Below are 16,221 nucleotides of genomic sequence, written 5' to 3'. Positions count from 1 at the left end.
ACGAGAACGAGTCGGGCGCACCATCGGTGGTCCGATGGATGAGGAGAGGTGACATGGACACACAACTGGATGAGGGATCCGCAAGGGTCTATCAATTCCCGCGCGGAGGCCGAGCAGGGCTGGCGGGACGGCCTTATGGCCAGGCGGACTCGCGGCCTATTGCGCCGTCGATCCAGCCGACCATCTGCAGCGGCAGCTGGTATCATGACGAGGCGATCCAGGAAGCCAAGCCGGCGTGGGACCGCTGATGCCCAGCTGTTTGATGACGCGATCGCGCTTTCACTGAAGGGTCGGACCGATGAGGTTCCGGCCCTTTTGCTTGGGCGCCGCCGTCGGCGTCTATGACTGCTCGCAACTCGTCGCAGGCCGCCGGGCATGGCGGATCATGGTTTGGCCATCCCTGCTCTGGGTCAACGTGACCCCCGCCCCCGAATAGCGCCGTCCCGACACGGCAAATCTGCGCGCCAAGGTCACCTCGCCACCGTCGATCAGCACGAACGCGCGTGAATCCTTGGGATAGAAGCCGACGATGAACCGGGTGCCGTCAGCGCACCGATAACTGCTGACCGCTTGTGCGTTCGCCTGCGCTTGCAGGGCCACCGTCGCGGCAACGGTCAACAAGGCCGCTGACAACATCGATTTCATCACGTTTCCCCTGCTCCGTTCTAGAGCCTCCGTCCGCGCAGGAGAACCGAGACATTGGCGTTTCGCACAGGAGCACGATCTCATAGGATGAGGTCATGTCCGATCCTCATCGTCATCTCGACCTTCAGGGCGCCAGCAACTTCAGAGACCTCGGCGGATACCCCAGCGGCGATGGCCGCCGCGTCCGCTGGCGGCTGCTGTTTCGGTCGAGCCATCTCGGCCAACTGACCGAGAGCGATCTCACGATCCTGCGGCGGCTCGGCATCCGCGCCGCGTTCGATTTCCGCGGTCACGACGAACGCATGGCTGGCCCGTGCACAATGACTGACATCACCGTGCACTCGCTGCCGATCGAGCCGAGCGTCGTCCCGGCCTTGCGAGCCCTGGCCTCTGCGGGACGCCTCACGACCGAGAATGCCGTCGATCTCATGCGCGAGTCCTACCGCAACTATATCCGCAAGCACACGCCGCGCTTTCGCACGCTGTTCGAGCATCTCCTTCAGGATCATGCGCCGCTAGTGATTCACTGCACCGCCGGGAAGGATCGCACTGGGGTCGCGAGCGCGCTGCTCCTGCACGCGCTCGACGTGCCGGAGAATGTCATTCTGGAAGACTACCTGCTCACCAACCAGCTCTATCGAAGCGACGCCGCGGCTCATCCAGATCTCCCAGGCGATGTGGTCCAGGCGATCCGAACGGTGCAGACCTCATTTCTGGCAGCGGCCTTCGAGGCCATGCGCGGCGACTACGGCGATGTCGACAATTATCTCAGTCACGGCCTGGGTCTCGGCCGGGCGGAGCGCAAAGCCCTGCAGGAGCGTTACCTCGCTCCCTAAGAGCCGTTTCGATCAGTCCGTCAGCTTCGCCCGCTGCACAGAGACGACACGAGCCACGGCGGACGATTTGACCGTCTTGATCTTGAGCTCGACACGAAAACCGAGCGCGGCCTCTTCACTCTTGGGGATGAACAGGATCGCTGCAAAGCTCAAGCCGCCTTCGGCATCGAGCTTGACCGGCAGGTCCTCACGGATGCGAAACACCCGGCTCTTGTCGACGCCGCGCGGGTTGGCACGCACCGCGCGCTCGACCAGCTCGTGCAGATCCAGCACCACCACGCCGGACTCGCTGATGGCGTAGAAGCGGAAGGAGTCGGTGTCCCAGCGGCTGTTGGCGACCTCGACGACGGCACGGCTGTCGGGCGACCAGGCAGCAATGAGATCGTAGCGATTGGCGCGCATCTCGCCGGTCGCCCAATAGCTGCCGCCGAGTTGGCCGAGCACGGCACCGTCCGGCAGCCTAACCAGCACATCTTCGAGAACGCCGGACGGCTCGGCCTGTCCGGACGGCAATCCTTCGGACGTGCGCCAGCCAAAGGCAAGCTTGCCCGATGGAGCGATCGTGGAGGGAAAGACGCGGAGCGCATCCTTGCCCTCACCGCAGATGAAGCTCTGATGCTGATCAGCCACGCAGCTCGCTTCGGCGCCGAAAGCTGCCATGCTGATAGCGGCGGCGATGACGGCTGAGGCGGCGGCTGCGCGGATCGGACTCATACGCACATGTTAGCCGGATGGAACGCGCAGCGCACGTCGAGATTATCACCGGCTCTCGGGGAGCTGGTACGAGGCGTAGTAAGCGACCAGCTAGCTCCGCTTCAGGCAGCTTCGATATCGGCCGTCTCCGCGGCTTCCATCGCATCGAGATCGGCAATGACCTCCTCGAACGCGGAGATCGCCTGTTGCACGGCCGCAATCTGCATCAGCTCCCAGCCGCTGACCGGGCCCGCTCGATTCTGCAAGGCGACCACGAGATCCCGCCGCTGCTCCTTCAGCTGTACCAGCGGCAAACCATGGTCCTGCAGATGTCTCATCATGGCAAAGCTCCAACGCCCATCAAGCGGCATAGGAGACGCTAGCCCGGCAACCTCGCAATCTCCTTACGAAAGCCCGGCAAATTTTATCGATCAGACGCGCGGCGCCGGCGGCGAGCCAATCGCTTGCGCCAGCGCCTTGCTGACAGCTGCCGTCGCGCATTCGCTCATGTGGAGCCCGTCGTCGTGTCCGTCATCCAAGGCCGCCAGCGGTATCTTGCCGGTGTCACACCAGCTCTTCATGAGCGCCCAGCGCGTGAAAAGGTTCACGCCGGCCGCGGACGTCACCCGCTCGATCCGCCGCTGCATGTCCTCTGCGGCCTTCAACCTCTCCGGCACCGTGACGATCGCAGCGGTGTATTGCAGGTCCATGACCAGGACATCGAGAGGCAGCCGCGACAACCATTGAAGCCCCAGGCGCAGGGCCGCCTCGACCTCGTCGAAACTGTAGTTCTGATACCGGTAGGCGGCGTTGGTGCCGACCTGCCAGATCACGAGCCAAGGCTGCTCCGCGATCACGTCGCTTTCGATGCGCGACAACTCGTCGGCAGCTTCCTGCCCGCCGATGCCACGGTTGAGAACGTCGATCACGCAGCCGAAATTGGCCTTGCGCAGCAGCTGCTCGACCCGTGCGGGAAAGCCGACGATCCCATTGGCGCCCGCGGTCGAGGACGAGCCGAGCGCCACCACCCTGCTCTTCCGCTGAGTGCTCAGACTCTGCCGGAAATGCGTCAGCGGGAAATGAAATGAAATAGAAGCGTCGGGAAAATCGCAAGGAATCGTCAAGATTATCACTCCCGGCCCAGCCACGCCCTGAGATTGCAAATCAATGCCGCGACTGCGCAGCCATTGCAACTCGTTCGCTTGGCAATAGTATAATGATGGGCGTGGCGGGCGCGTGAGCGGAGACCGGGGACGGAATGAACGGAGCAGTGATTGTCATTACGGGGGCGCAAGGCGCGCTTGGGCGCAGCGTTGCCGACCTCGCTCTGGCGCGGGGAGCCCATGTGGCGGGAATCGATCACGCCCAAGCGGAAATCCCGGCCAGTGATGACCGTATCGAGCTCGGAGGCGTCGATCTTTCCGATCCCGAACAGGCGAAGATCGCAATCGACTCGGTGGCTGCCCATTTCGGGACGTTGGATGCTCTGATCAACATTGCCGGCGCATTCGCGTTCGAGACCACCGCCGACGGCGATGACAGCGTGTGGGACAAGATGCATGCGCGAAACCTCATGACGGCCTTGCACGCCTCGCGTGCCGCGATCCCGCATCTGGTCCGCTCGAGCACCGGCCGCATCGTCAATATCGGCGCCATGGGCGCGCTTCAGGCGGGGGCCGGCATGGGTCCCTATGCGGCCTCCAAATCCGGCGTCCATCGCCTGACGGAGGCGCTCGCGGCGGAGTGGAAGGGCAAGATCACCGTCAACGCCGTGCTGCCTTCGACCATCGATACGCCCGCGAATCGTGCCAGCATGCCGAAGGCCGATTTCGACAAATGGGTGACGCCGCAGGAACTCGCCGAGGTGATTTTGTTCCTGGCCAGCGATGCGGCCAGCGGTGTGACTGGCGCGCTGATACCGGTGGCCGGCCGCATGTAGCGGCGGCACGCGATGCATTGCCGACTTGGCGCTGACATCACGCGACGCATCGGGCTAGACTCCCCCGCGCCTGAGTCGCATGCATGGACGGACCTTGGAAACCGCGCTCTACCTCCCCGTCAAACGCTTTCTCGAGAACCTCGGCTTCACGGCCAAAGGGGAAGTCGGCGGCTGCGACGTCGTTGCGCTCAAAGGCGATGATCCGCCGATCGTCGTCATCTGCGAGCTGAAACAGGCATTCAATCTGGAACTGCTGCTGCAGGCCGTCGATCGCGCCGGCGCATGTGACGAAGTCTGGATCGCCGCCCAATTGTCGGCGCGCGGCAAGGGCCGCGAGAGCGACGCGCGCTATCGCAACCTGTGCCGCCGGCTCGGATTCGGCATGCTCGCGGTGACATCGGCCGGCCAAGTCGAGGTGCTGGTGCCGCCGCCGACCACGGCGCCGCGCAAGAACCCCAAGAAGCGATCGCGTCTCGTCAGCGAGCATCAGCGGCGCAAGGGCGATCCCGTTGCCGGTGGCTCGACCCGCGCACCGGTGATGACCGCTTATCGACAGCAGGCGCTGGCCTGCGCTTCGGCGCTATCCGGTGGCCCCAAACAATTGCGCGACCTCAAGGCGGAGATCCCCGATGCGCCGAAGATCCTGCAGCGCAATGTCTATGGCTGGTTCGATCGTGCCGATCGCGGCGTCTACGGCCTGACCAAAGCCGGCCACGCGGCCTTGCGCCGCTGGCCTCAGGATATCCACATGACGGAGGCACCGTTGCCCAATCGCGACATGGTTAATGCATAGCTGGGCTGCCCCGTCGATTATATATTGCAATGCAACAAAGCTGCTTCTAGGTATCCCGGACGAGACACGAGGTCCCCATGAGCGAAGATTGGAACACCAAGTACGGTCCGCGTCGCGTCAGGCGTGATCCCCCGACTCTGGAAGAAGCGATCTTCGCCGCGTCCGGCATCACCGATGACGTGCAGGCCCAGGCCGAGATCGCGTCGGCGCTGATGGGGATGCCGCTCGAGCAGGTGCTGCCGGAAGTCAAGAAGGCGGTCCGCGTCGCCGCGCGCACCAATACGCGCGTCATCACGGCCGATCAGGGCACGCAGCAGCGCGCGGTCGTTGTCGAGCGCCGCACCGTGCGCCGCTTCAACTTCGACAAGCGCACCGGCACCTGAGCGCGTCCGCGCTCGGCGTACATCACACCGGACTTCTTAAATGAGGGCGCGACAGCCAAGCTGTCGCGCTCTTTGTGCTGCTGCGGCTGGTCGCCTCAAGCCGCGCGCTGATTGCCATACATGCGGGTGACCAGCTTCCAGCAGGCGCGATTGAGATGGAACAAGGCGCGTGCCGCGGCAATCGGCGTGTCGATCACCAGCTTCGCGAGCTCATCCTGCGGCTGCTGCGTCAGATCGATGGTGCCGGTCGACTCGCCGTGGCGGAACGCCAGATGCGCGCCGAACTTGGCGGCCAGCGCCCGCATCGCGTGGTTCTGCGATCCCGTCGTGACCCGCAGCCGGCGATAGCCCTTCCAGCGCGCCTCTGAAATCACGCGCTGGAATAGCAGGCTCCCGACGCCGCGCCGGCGCACGCAGGATTCCACGCTGAATGCGATTTCCGGAAGCTCGTCGTCTGACTGCTCCGGCGGATGCAGCTCGGCGGCGCCGCGCACCATGCCGTTCTCCATGTAGGCGACGACGATGGTGCCGTCAGCCGCACAGCGGGCCGCGTAGCGCTCGATGAATTGGTCATCGAGGAAACCGTTGAAGCGATCGTGCCGGCTCTCAGGATCGAGCCGCAGCAGATGATCGCGCAGCAGCGGCAGTTCCTCGTGCTGGCTCAAGGTCCGCACATAGCCGAAACCCGGCCGGGGACGAAATGGATCTAACTGTGACACTGCCAAGACTCCTCTTCGAAGCCCCTCGCACACAGACGTCTTTCCCTAGACAGGGCGTATATTGTGCATCGCAACATTCATTGCAAGCCCCATGCTCTACGGGGAGAACATGCCGCCATGCGCTGATAGCGTGAGTTAATAATTCGTTTGTGTACGAATCATCACAGCACGAGCTGGGTCTGGGTCACCATGGCCACCAGCCGGCCGTCCTCGGTCTCGACCCGCGTCTGCCACACCTGGGTGCGGCGACCGCGATGGACAGGCGTCGCGATCGCCGTCACGATGGTTCCCTCCTTGGCGCCGCCGATGAAGTTGGTCTTGCTTTCGACGGTCGTCGTACCCTTGGCGTCCTCGGGCAGATTGATCACGGTGGCGGCGGCGCCGACGGAATCGGCCAACGCCATGACCGCGCCGCCATGGATGGTGTGATGCAGGGTGCAGAGATCCGGGCGAACAAGCATTTTGGCGACGACGCGCTCGGAGCTTGCCTCGGTGAACGTCACGCCCTTGAGCTCAGCAAACGGCATCTTCAGCGCGTTGATCTTCTCGAGCGGCGTCATGCTGCCTTGTTCCCTTCATCTCCGAGGGCACGTCATCTGCCTCTGTGACCTGGATTCGCCGAGCGCCGCATCGAAGGCAATGACCTGCGAGGTCATTGCCTTCGATCAGCGCACTGCTCACGCCGTCTCGACCCCGCACCAGTCGGCGATGAACAAGGCCATGGTCTTGGTCGCCTGACGCAGCGAGTCGAGCTCGACATATTCGTTGAAGCCATGCATCGCCGCGCCTGTCGCGCCGAAGCAGAGGCTCGGGATGCCGTAGTTCAGCCCATAGAAGCGGGTGTCGGTCAGCGCGGTGAACACGAGGTCCTGGACCTCGCCGCCATACACTGCGCTGAACGCCCTGCCGAACGCCGCCTCCGGCTCTGCCGAATTGGTCAGCTCGTAACCTTCCGACAGGAAGCCCGACCACTCGACGACAGGCGGATTGTTGGACAGGAAGCGGTGGTCGCGCGAGGCTGCGGCAACGCAGGCGAGGATCTCGTTCTGGCACTCCTTCACCGACCAGCCCGGCAGGATCGCAATCCGGCAGTCGACATCGCACCAGGCCGGCACGCTCGAGGCCCAGTCACCGCCCTTGATGATGCCCGGATTGAAATTGATCGGATGATTGAGCGTCTTGAAGTGACGGTCGGTCTTGGCGCGCTCGTTCCAGTCCGCTTCCAGCTTCTCCAGCGCATGAATGAGGTGATAGGTCGCCTGGATCGCATTGGCACCGATGCCCGCCTCGAACACATGCGCAGGAAAGCCGCGCACCTTGATGCGGAACCAGATCACGCCGACCTGTGAGCGCACCATCTTGCCGCTGGTCGGCTCCGGAATGAAGCAGGCATCGGCACGATAGCCACGCTGCAGGGTCGACAACGCGCCGACGCCGGTGCTCTCCTCCTCGATCACCGACTGCACGTGAATGCGCGCCGTCGGCTTGAAGCCGGCCGCGCCGATGGCATCGAGCGCGTACAATGCGCCGATCGTTCCGGACTTCATGTCGCATGCGCCGCGGCCATACATCCTGCCGTTCTTGACGACCGGCGAAAACGGCGGCGTGTCCCACATGTCGAGCGGACCAGCCGGCACGACGTCGCAGTGGCCTTGCAGGATCAGCGAGCGGCCTGCCGTCGTCGCCGGCCGATAGGTGCCGACCACGGTTCGCGCCTTGGAGAAATCATGCTCGATCGGACCGTAACCGCGCATGTCCTTGAGATCGTCGAGATCGATGTTCCAGTCGTCGACCTCGTAACCGCGCGCGCGCAGCAGGTCGCCGAACATGTCCTGGCACGGCCCCTCGGCGCCGCGCGTCGAGGGTATCGCGACGAAGTCGCTCGTGGTTGCGATCTGGCGGTCGAAGCCGGCGTCGACGGCGTCGACGATCCGCTGCGCGATGTCTGGGGTGATCATGCCTGTCCAGGTTCCAATTGCCGATGACAGCAGCAAACCACAAACCGATCCGCGGTTGCACCGGATTTGCACATGCTTTCAGAATCGCAGCCCCGCTCGTACATTGCTGCATACGAAACTCTGCAATGACGTATTCTGGAATTTGGCATGTCGGATCATCGCAATATTTTGTATTTTCTCTTGGGCATTCTCACCGCGGGCATCATCGTGCTCGGCTACAATCTCTATCAGGCCAAGCGACAGCCCGAAGGCGTGCAGATCAATCTCGGGCCGAACGGCCTGAAGATCGAGGGTAAGTAGAAGAAATGCGTCCTGTCCTGCCGTCGCTCTTGGGCGCCGCTTCGCTCAGCGGTCTTCTCCTGGTTGTGCTCACCGCTCCGGTCGAGGCACAATATGTCGGCCGCGAGCAGGACGTCACCGACCTCCGGCTCGGGCAGCGCGTGCTGGTCGACGACGGCACCTGCCCTCCCGGCCAGGTCAAGGAGGTCTCCGGATCCAAGATGGTGGAAACCGGCATTGTCCGCGCCGTGAAATGCGTGCCGCGTTTTGGACCGAAGAAGAAGTAGTCGCGTCGCTGCATCGCCTGACGGCGTTCGAAGCAGCGTCAAATTCACATCCGGGGCCGTGACGCAATCGCGTGGATGCTGCAGTCACCCCGCGGCCTCCACTCCGCCTCGAGCCCTGTGACATGCAGCACAGAAGCGACACCGCCACTTCCGGTTAGATCCGCGGCAGAGCCGTTTTTCGGGCTCGAACGGGGACCAGATGTCGCACGATCTCACGATGGACAGTGCCTTCAGCATGCCGGGCAACGGGGCCAGGACGGCGCCCAAGGGTGATTTCCACCGCTACGCCCTGCTCGGCTATCTCTCGATCGCGCTGGTGTTCGGCGGCTTCGGCGTATGGGCGGCCTATGCGCCGCTCGACCGCGCGGCAATCGCGCCGGGCACCGTCTCCGTCTCGGGAGATCACAAGGTGGTCCAGCATCGCGAAGGCGGGATCGTCACGGAGATCCTGGCGAAGGAGACCACGGCGGTGCACCGCGGCGACCTGCTGTTCCGGCTGCAGCCGACGGAGGCGCAGGCCAACACCGACCTGCTGCGCAAGCAGATGGACGCCGCGCTGGCCGAAGAGGCACGTCTGCTGGCTGAGCGGGGCAACGCCCGCATGATCAGCTTTCCCGACAGCCTGCTCAAACGGCAGAACGTTCCCGAGGCCGCCCTCGCCATCGCCGACCAGCAGCGGCTGTTCATCGAACGCCGCAACGGACTGATCAGCCAGGTCAACATTCTCAACTCGCAGATCGCCCAGCAGCAGCAGGAGCTCACGGGCCGCGATCGTCAGCGCACCGCGCTCGTCGCACAGCTCGCCAGCTTCGACACGCAGATGAACAATGTGCGGCCAGCAGTCGCCGCCGGCTACTATCCGCGCAACAAGTTCCTCGAACTGCAACGTGATCGGGCCCGTGTCGAGGGTGATCTCGGCCAGGCGCAGGCCGATGTTGCCCGGCTGACCCAGACCGCCGGGCAGACGCGTCTGCAGATCGATCAGACACTGCAGAAATACATGACCGAGGTCGGCCAGCAGCTCGACGGCACCCGCGCCAAGCTGTCGGACCTGCGCGAGAAGCTCGTCATTGCCGAGGACGTGCTGCGCCGTGTCGACATCCGGGCCGAGCGCGATGGCATCGTCATGAACATGAAGGTTCACACTGTCGGCGCCGTCGTGAAGCCGGCCGATACGCTGGCCGAGATCGTGCCGATCGGCGAAGGCGTCGACGTGATGGCGCACGTCTCTCCCCGCGACATCGAGAGCGTCGCCATCGGTCAGAAGGCCGAGGTGCGCTTCCCCAACTTCTCCTCGCGCACGACGCCGACCATCTTCGGCAAGGTCCAGAGCGTCTCGGCGGACGCGGTGGCCGACGAGGCCACCAAGCAGAGCTATTACTCGGCGCGCGTCGTGATCGACTATTCGACCCTGCCGCCCGACATCGCCAGCAAGATCCTGCCCGGCATGCAGGCCGACGTCATCATCTCCACCGGCGAACGCACCGTGCTCGAATATCTCGTCGGTCCGCTGCTCAACACGCTCGCCAAGACGTTCCGCGAGAAGTGAGCGAACGCCCGGGGTGACGACGGGCCATGCCCGCGTCGCCCCGATCGTCTGTGTGAGCCTCATCACGGTGGCTTGCTCCGGCCTGGAGGAAGCTCCCCTGGCTATTTGCAAGAGGGGATCTGACATGACGACCACCACCACCCGAAGCCCGCTGGGAGCCGCGCTTCGCGCCTGCTTCCCCGCGCTCACCGCCACCTTCGTGCTCAGCCTCTTCATCAACGCGAGCATGCTCGCCTCGCCGCTGTATTCCATGCAGGTCTATGACCGCGTGCTCACCAGCCGCAGTATCGGCACGCTCGTCATGCTGACGCTGATCGTCGCCGTCTTCCTGGTGCTGTACGGCGTGCTGGAATTCGCCCGCTCCGGCGTGCTGGCGCGCGCCGGCGTCCAGTTCGAAGGCACGCTGCGCCATCCACTGTTCGAGACGATGATGAAGGCGGAGCTGTCGCCGCGGCATCGCTTCGGCCAGCAGATCATCCGCGACGCCGAGACCATCCGCGACTGCATCTCCAGCGGCACCGCGGCCATTGCCTGCGATCTGCCGTGGACGCCGGTGTTCGTCGCGCTGTGCTTCCTGCAGCATGCCTATCTCGGCATCCTCTCGCTGCTCGGCGCCACCGTGCTGTTCTCGCTGGCGCTGTTCACCGAGTTCTACACCCGCTCGAGCGTCGAGCGCACCAATGCGCTCGCCAACGAGGCCTCGCGCTTCGTTGCGGCGGCGCTGCGCAATGGCGAGGTGGTGCGCGGCCTCGGCATGGGCGACATCGTCATGGACCGCTGGAGTTGCCGGCAGTCGGCGATGGTGGATGCCCACAGCACGCTGGTCGAGCGCGGCGCGGCGATGCATTCCTTGACCAAATTTGCCCGCATGGCGGTGCAGACCTCGCTGCTGTGCATCGGCGCATGGCTCGCGATCGAGCAGCAGATCTCCCCTGGCGCCATGATGGCCACCTCGATCATCATGGGCCGCGCGCTCGCACCGGTCGAGCAGGTCGTCGGCCAGTGGAAGCGCATCATCGCGGTCCGCTCCGCCTACCGCCGGCTGGACGAGCTGTTCCAGGCGCTCCCCGTCACGGCCTCGCCGACCGCCCTGCCGGCGCCGCGTGGCGACATCGATGTCGAGAACGCGGTGGTGTGGCCGCCGGCCGCGGGTCGTCCGTCGGTCAAGGGCGTCAGCTTCTCACTGAAGGCGGGCGAGAGCCTCGCGATCGTCGGCGCCTCCGCCAGCGGCAAGTCGAGCATGGCACGCGCCATGGCCGGCGTCTGGCCGCTGCGCGAGGGCGTGATCCGGATCGACAATGCGGCCTACAGCCAGTGGGATCAGAACCGGCTCGGCAAGCACATCGGCTACCTGCCGCAGGACATCGAGCTGTTCTCGGGCACGGTCGCCGATAACATCGCGCGTCTCGCCAAGGTCGATGAGGCTGCCGTCGTCGCCGCCGCCAAGGCTGCCGGCGCACATGAGGTGATCCTGCGCCTGCCGAACGGCTACGATACGCCGATCGGCGAAGGCGGCGTGGCGTTGTCGGGCGGCATGCGCCAGCGCGTCGGGCTTGCGCGGGCACTGTATGGCGATCCGCGGCTGCTGATCCTCGACGAGCCCAACTCCAACCTCGACGAGGATGGCGAGCGGGCGCTCGCCCATGCCATGGCCCAGGCGAAGGCCGCCGGCCGGACCGTGATCGTCGTGACGCATCGCCCGCAATTGCTGGCGCATGTCGACCGCATCATGGTGATGTCGTTCGGCAAGTCGCTGGCCTTCGGAGCACGCGACGAGGTCATTGCCAAGATGCGGGGCCAGCGCGTGGTGGTCGCCCACGATCGGAATGCGAGCAGCGCGGCCGCCTGACATCGAAACAGGTGCCATGGTCAGCAGCGGCTCAGAGCCGCTGCTGTGGGGTCTTGGAAGGTCTAGACCAGAGCAGCGAGTTCGGACGTGGGCAGTCGTCCGGTCATCCGGCCGGATCGAACAGGCACTGCAGGGTGGGCTTCGCGATCTTGGTGAAGGTCGGGCCGATCTCCGCCTGTTTCCCGGGGGGCACCCAGCCGGTCTCGATCGTCGGCACACCGGTCTCGCTGATGCCGCGCAGCAGCGCCTCGCGCAGGTCTGCATCCTCGACAACAGCGGCGGCCTGGTCGTGCAGGCAAGAGCAGACGGCTTCCGGGTGCTGCCAGCGTCCGAGCATGTGAGGCGCACATTGGCGAACGAACTCGCCGCGCAGGTCAGGCAAGCGGGCCGTGGGCCGGGCTTGCGTGGATGACCAGGACAGAGAGACCGCGGCGACCGCCGCAAGACCCAATCGAAAGAGCATGGTGGACGGATGGCCTCGGGTTCTCGACATCGCAACCGGAGCGCAGGACGCCATCAATATCGGCGTGGCTTCATCACCGGTCGTCATTAGCTAGCGGTCTCATGTTTCATTTCGTCTGCGCAGCAAGCCAGAAACGGTTTCTTGGCTCAGACGCATTGTTTCGTGCGAATCAATCGACGACACAAAATACAACCAAAGAGTGCAGGACGCACTTTGGTCAAGTCAAAGGCAATGTAACCTACCCTCGCTTTGCCGCCCGACTGCAGCCCCCGACGCGGCTTTTTCCCTGCAAGGTTGAGCCACGCTGGAAAGGTTGGAGAGCGGCCGCAACGTCCCACCAGGCACTTGCTGCCAGCGGGGCCGCACGCGGCCGCCATCAATCTCACATTCAGCGTTATTGAATGAAATCACCGCACTTCTGGAGCTCCCCATCATCAGCTCTGCCCCAGGGCATGATCGGCACTGACGACGTCGAGTTTTTCGGTGATCCTTCGATCAGCCTGTCGGAATAGACCATGTAGACCAGGACGTTGCGCTTGGCGTCGCAGCCGCGCACGATCTGCATCTTCTTGAAGAACAGCGAGCGCCGCTGCCGAAACATGTCGTCCGCCTGTTCGAGCTTGCGCTTGAAGCGGATCGGCCCGATCTGCCGGCATGCGAGCGAAATGTCCGAGACCTCCTCGGCGAGCCCGAGCCAGCCGGCATAGCCGCCCTTCTGAGGCACGGTGAAATGACAGGCGACGCCCTCGACCTCAGGATCATCAACGCCATAGGTCGCGAGCTTGTCATTCGGGCTAAGCAGCTTGAACACCGTCGAGCGGCGGAAGATCAGATCCGGCTCATCGGCGGCATAGGCTGACACCATTGGTGAAGACAGTCCGACAAGCGAAAGCAAAGCTAGGGTTTTCAGCCACAGATCAAACCGGGTGGTGGCTCTGAACGACATCTGGGTCTCCGTTATACCGCCGCTGCACGGCATACCGCCCATGTAGGAACACAGAGACCCGCTAGGAAGACGCGTACTGCCTTTGCTTTGCGCAATGCGCGTTTAACGCGATGTGAGGCTTTTCTGCTACGATTGGGACGAAAATCATGCCGGGCAGAAGCCCCAAGCTGGTGAACGCAGACTCCGTCTGCGACACTAAAGACCAGATGGTTCTTGAGGATTTGCCGGAATGTTCTGCGTTCGTGCAGCCGCCAGGGGGCGGTTTTATTGTGCCGCAATCGTTTCAGTCCCGCTTGTCGTAGCCGCAGCGTCACAGGCCGAGGCGCAATCCTATCGTTACTGGAACGAGCAGCAGCCGATCGCGATCGCTCCGGCGCCGCGCGCAGCCACGCCCCGCAAGCCCAAGGCGCGCCACGGTCAGAAGGCAACGATCGAGAAGGAAGCCGCCAAGCCGCAAGGGCTGGTCACGATCGCCGTGTCGGTCAGCAAGCAGCAGCTCAAGGTGTACGACGCCAACGGCCTGTTCGCGGAAGCGCCGGTGTCTACAGGCATGAAGGGGCATTCCACCCCGATGGGCGTGTTCAGCGTCATCCAGAAGCAGAAATTCCACCGCTCGAACATCTACAGCGGCGCGCCGATGCCGTTCATGCAGCGGATCACCTGGTCCGGCGTCGCGCTCCATGCCGGCGTTCTTCCCGGCTATCCGGCCTCCCACGGCTGCATCCGGATGCCCGCGAGCTTTGCGCCGCGAATCTATGGCTGGACGCGGATGGGCTCGCGCGTGCTGGTGACGCCGGGTGAAGTGGCTCCCGCCAGTTTCTCGCATCCCATGCTCGCCGCGTTGAAGGCGCCGCAGCCCAGCGCGTCGGTCCAGCCGGAGGCGAATGGCCCAGCCGCGGTCAAGTCGGACAAGGGCGCTGCAGCCGCCGCGACCATCACCGTCGCGACAACGGACCTGCGCGCCACCATCGGCTACGCCGAGATCAGCCGTTCGGGCGAGGACGCGCCGGCCGCCTCCCGCCAGCTGCGCACCGCCGACGCCAGCAATTCCGCAGGCCTCCCGGCAATGGCTTCCGATGCCGCGCCCGCAGGCGCCGAATCGACCGCGAACAACGGTGATACGGCCGACTTGAAGCCCGCAGTCACCGAGACCCCCATCGAGGCGAAGACCGAGACCAGTTCGGCCGCGCCGAAGGCCGCCGACCAGGACGCAAGCAAGCCTGGAGACGGCGACGCCGGATCCTCGTCCGCAAGCCAGCCAGCCAGCACGGCCCAGGCCCCGGCCTCCGACGCGCCGGCAAAGGCTGAGAAGGCTGACGCCGCTGCCCCCGAGACCAATACGATCGCGGACAAACCCGCTAACGCCGCCACGGGCGAGACCAAGGTCACGGACAAGCCGATCGCTTCGCCGGCGACGAGCGCAGAGGCGCCGGCCACGCCCGCGGACGCCAAGGACGCCGCGAAGGACCAGTCGCGCGTTGCGGCACCGGACAAGGTCATCGCGCCCAAGCCGGAGTTGAAGCGCAACAGCCAGGTCGCGATCTTCATCAGCCGCAAGGATTCCAAGCTCTACGTCCGGCAGAACTTCGCGCCGGTGTTCAACACGCCCGTGACCATCGCATCCAGCGACCGGCCGCTCGGCACGCATGTGTTCACGGCCGCCGCCGACAAGGCCGATCCGGCCGCGATGCGCTGGTCGGTCATCTCGCTGCCAGCCTCTGCGCGCAGCGCTGCGGCCAATGACGGTGCAGACAAGGCCGTTCGACGCGGCAAGAAGACCGCGGAGCCCCATGTCGAAGCCAAGCCTTCGATCGTGCCGGACAGCCCTGCCGAGGCGCTCGACCGCATCACCATCCCGGCGGATGTCATGGCCTGGCTCGGCGAGGCGCTGTCGGCCGGAAGCTCGCTGATCGTCTCCGACCAGGGCATCAACCAGGGCGAAACTGGCGAGGGCACCGAGTTCATTCTTTCGCTGCGCTGACGACCGACGACGTCCCTCTTTCCGCCCTACCGCAAGGGTATCCCCTTGCTGGAACGCAGTCTGATCCAACGCAACGCCACGGCCGTTCAACGAACGGCCCGTCAGGCGTCGGCGGATTCGTGCTTCACGGGGCTGGCTCAGCACAGGAGATTCACAATGATCGATCGCAGGATGGTTGTTCTCGGCCTCGGTGCGTCCTTGACTGGCGCGACGTTCGCCTCGGCCGCCCGGGCCGACAACGCGGTGAGCAAGACCACGGCCTACCGCTTCTCCTTTCCGGCGCTGTCCGGCGACCCGATCCGCCTGGCCGATTTCTCGGGCAAACCGGTGCTGGTCGTGAATACGGCCTCGCAATGCGGCTACACCCCGCAATATGTCGGCCTGCAGCAGCTGTGGAGCGAATTCCACCAGCGTGGACTGTCGATCATCGCGGTGCCCTCGAACGACTTTCACCAGGAACCTGGGGTCGCGGGCGACATCGCTGAGCTCGCCAAAAAGGAATACGGTGTTACCTTCCCGATGACGGCCAAAGCGGTGGTCACCGGCTCCAATGCCCATCCGTTCTACCGCTGGGCGGCCGAAGCGCGGCCCAAGGAGACACCGCGCTGGAACTTCCACAAATATTTGATCGGCCGTGACGGCTATATCGCCGACGTCTTCGCCTCCTCGGTCGACCCGACCGATACCCGGGTCAAGACCGCCGTGGCCCGGATGCTCGCGGACGGCTGAGCAACACTTTAAGCAACACTTGGCAAGAATGCGGCGGAGGCAGACAACTTCCCCGTGTTTTTGCCTCGTTTCCTTTTGGCGCCCATCCGGCTCGTGGGGTAATATCCCGGCCCGGATGGTGGAGCGACTCCCGAAATCGGCGCTCCCGTTGCAACAACCCCGAGGAAACACG

General features: G+C 64.5%; 20 protein-coding genes. 11 read left to right on the top strand and 9 right to left on the bottom strand.

Features of this window, described 5'->3' with window-relative positions; all coding sequences use genetic code 11:
- The first annotated feature begins 53 nt into the window (after positions 1-53).
- Positions 54-248, top strand: a complete 195-nt coding sequence (locus ACQR07_RS01795) for a DUF2735 domain-containing protein (protein WP_434900659.1) — start codon at positions 54-56, stop codon at positions 246-248.
- Between the two features lie 91 nt (positions 249-339).
- Here ACQR07_RS01795 and ACQR07_RS01790 read toward each other — a convergent pair whose 3' ends face one another.
- Positions 340-645, bottom strand: coding sequence for an MliC family protein (locus ACQR07_RS01790; RefSeq protein ID WP_434900658.1), 306 nt, complete (start codon positions 643-645; stop codon positions 340-342).
- Positions 646-740: 95 nt separating this feature from the next.
- On the opposite strand from ACQR07_RS01790, the gene ACQR07_RS01785 reads away from it, so the two are divergent.
- A complete protein-coding gene (locus ACQR07_RS01785) occupies positions 741-1,481 on the top strand; it encodes a tyrosine-protein phosphatase (protein WP_434900657.1) in 741 nt (246 codons plus the stop codon).
- Between the two features lie 12 nt (positions 1,482-1,493).
- Here ACQR07_RS01785 and ACQR07_RS01780 read toward each other — a convergent pair whose 3' ends face one another.
- The 3 genes from ACQR07_RS01780 to ACQR07_RS01770 form a co-directional block, all read right to left on the bottom strand.
- The gene (locus ACQR07_RS01780) at positions 1,494-2,111 is read right to left on the bottom strand and encodes a hypothetical protein (protein ID WP_434900656.1); all 618 of its coding nucleotides are present in this window, start codon (positions 2,109-2,111) and stop codon (positions 1,494-1,496) included.
- A 185-nt stretch (positions 2,112-2,296) separates the two neighbouring features.
- Entirely contained in the window at positions 2,297-2,515 is a 219-nt protein-coding gene (locus tag ACQR07_RS01775; protein WP_434900655.1) for a hypothetical protein, read from the bottom strand.
- Positions 2,516-2,605: 90 nt separating this feature from the next.
- A complete protein-coding gene (locus ACQR07_RS01770) occupies positions 2,606-3,367 on the bottom strand; it encodes an SGNH/GDSL hydrolase family protein (RefSeq protein WP_434900654.1) in 762 nt (253 codons plus the stop codon).
- A 65-nt stretch (positions 3,368-3,432) separates the two neighbouring features.
- Here ACQR07_RS01770 and ACQR07_RS01765 point away from each other — a divergent pair, with 65 nt between their 5' ends.
- From ACQR07_RS01765 to ACQR07_RS01755, 3 genes are all read left to right on the top strand, one after another.
- Positions 3,433-4,113, top strand: a complete 681-nt coding sequence (locus ACQR07_RS01765; RefSeq protein WP_434900653.1) for an SDR family oxidoreductase — start codon at positions 3,433-3,435, stop codon at positions 4,111-4,113.
- A 94-nt stretch (positions 4,114-4,207) separates the two neighbouring features.
- On the top strand, positions 4,208-4,906 hold the full coding sequence (locus ACQR07_RS01760; protein WP_434900652.1) for a DUF2161 domain-containing phosphodiesterase: 699 nt from the start codon (positions 4,208-4,210) through the stop codon (positions 4,904-4,906).
- Positions 4,907-4,983: 77 nt separating this feature from the next.
- Complete coding sequence (locus ACQR07_RS01755; RefSeq protein ID WP_434867051.1) at positions 4,984-5,289, top strand: hypothetical protein; 306 nt, start codon at positions 4,984-4,986, stop codon at positions 5,287-5,289.
- Positions 5,290-5,384: 95 nt separating this feature from the next.
- Here the strand turns inward: ACQR07_RS01755 and ACQR07_RS01750 are convergent, their stop codons facing one another.
- The 3 genes from ACQR07_RS01750 to ACQR07_RS01740 form a co-directional block, all read right to left on the bottom strand.
- Positions 5,385-6,008 carry a GNAT family N-acetyltransferase gene (locus ACQR07_RS01750; protein ID WP_434900651.1) on the bottom strand — a complete coding sequence of 208 codons (624 nt, stop codon included), beginning with the start codon at positions 6,006-6,008 and terminating at the stop codon, positions 5,385-5,387.
- Between the two features lie 161 nt (positions 6,009-6,169).
- On the bottom strand, positions 6,170-6,568 hold the full coding sequence (locus tag ACQR07_RS01745) for a PaaI family thioesterase (RefSeq protein ID WP_434900650.1): 399 nt from the start codon (positions 6,566-6,568) through the stop codon (positions 6,170-6,172).
- A gap of 117 nt (positions 6,569-6,685) precedes the next feature.
- Positions 6,686-7,966 carry an ArgE/DapE family deacylase gene (locus ACQR07_RS01740; RefSeq protein WP_434900649.1) on the bottom strand — a complete coding sequence of 427 codons (1,281 nt, stop codon included), beginning with the start codon at positions 7,964-7,966 and terminating at the stop codon, positions 6,686-6,688.
- 147 nt (positions 7,967-8,113) lie between these two features.
- On the opposite strand from ACQR07_RS01740, the gene ACQR07_RS01735 reads away from it, so the two are divergent.
- From ACQR07_RS01735 to ACQR07_RS01720, 4 genes are all read left to right on the top strand, one after another.
- A complete protein-coding gene (locus ACQR07_RS01735) occupies positions 8,114-8,266 on the top strand; it encodes a hypothetical protein (protein ID WP_434900648.1) in 153 nt (50 codons plus the stop codon).
- A 5-nt stretch (positions 8,267-8,271) separates the two neighbouring features.
- A complete protein-coding gene (locus ACQR07_RS01730) occupies positions 8,272-8,532 on the top strand; it encodes a DUF6719 family protein (RefSeq protein ID WP_434900647.1) in 261 nt (86 codons plus the stop codon).
- Between the two features lie 217 nt (positions 8,533-8,749).
- On the top strand, positions 8,750-10,081 hold the full coding sequence (locus tag ACQR07_RS01725; protein WP_434901039.1) for an HlyD family type I secretion periplasmic adaptor subunit: 1,332 nt from the start codon (positions 8,750-8,752) through the stop codon (positions 10,079-10,081).
- Between the two features lie 124 nt (positions 10,082-10,205).
- Complete coding sequence (locus tag ACQR07_RS01720) at positions 10,206-11,930, top strand: type I secretion system permease/ATPase (RefSeq protein ID WP_434900646.1); 1,725 nt, start codon at positions 10,206-10,208, stop codon at positions 11,928-11,930.
- 103 nt (positions 11,931-12,033) lie between these two features.
- Here the strand turns inward: ACQR07_RS01720 and ACQR07_RS01715 are convergent, their stop codons facing one another.
- Together ACQR07_RS01715 and ACQR07_RS01710 are read right to left on the bottom strand one after the other, a co-directional pair.
- Positions 12,034-12,393, bottom strand: coding sequence for a hypothetical protein (locus ACQR07_RS01715; protein WP_434901038.1), 360 nt, complete (start codon positions 12,391-12,393; stop codon positions 12,034-12,036).
- 394 nt (positions 12,394-12,787) lie between these two features.
- Positions 12,788-13,339 carry a CreA family protein gene (locus ACQR07_RS01710; RefSeq protein WP_434900645.1) on the bottom strand — a complete coding sequence of 184 codons (552 nt, stop codon included), beginning with the start codon at positions 13,337-13,339 and terminating at the stop codon, positions 12,788-12,790.
- Positions 13,340-13,568: 229 nt separating this feature from the next.
- Between ACQR07_RS01710 and ACQR07_RS01705 the strand changes: the two genes are divergently transcribed.
- Positions 13,569-15,320 (top strand): L,D-transpeptidase family protein, encoded by a 1,752-nt coding sequence (locus ACQR07_RS01705; protein ID WP_434900644.1) that lies wholly within the window; start codon positions 13,569-13,571, stop codon positions 15,318-15,320.
- A 156-nt stretch (positions 15,321-15,476) separates the two neighbouring features.
- On the top strand, positions 15,477-16,049 hold the full coding sequence (locus tag ACQR07_RS01700; protein ID WP_434901037.1) for a glutathione peroxidase: 573 nt from the start codon (positions 15,477-15,479) through the stop codon (positions 16,047-16,049).
- The last annotated feature ends 172 nt before the right edge of the window (positions 16,050-16,221 follow it).

Source organism: Bradyrhizobium sp. HKCCYLS20291 (assembly GCF_051167715.1).
Taxonomy (GTDB): domain Bacteria; phylum Pseudomonadota; class Alphaproteobacteria; order Rhizobiales; family Xanthobacteraceae; genus Bradyrhizobium.
This window is presented reverse-complemented; position numbering and strand designations above follow the sequence as displayed.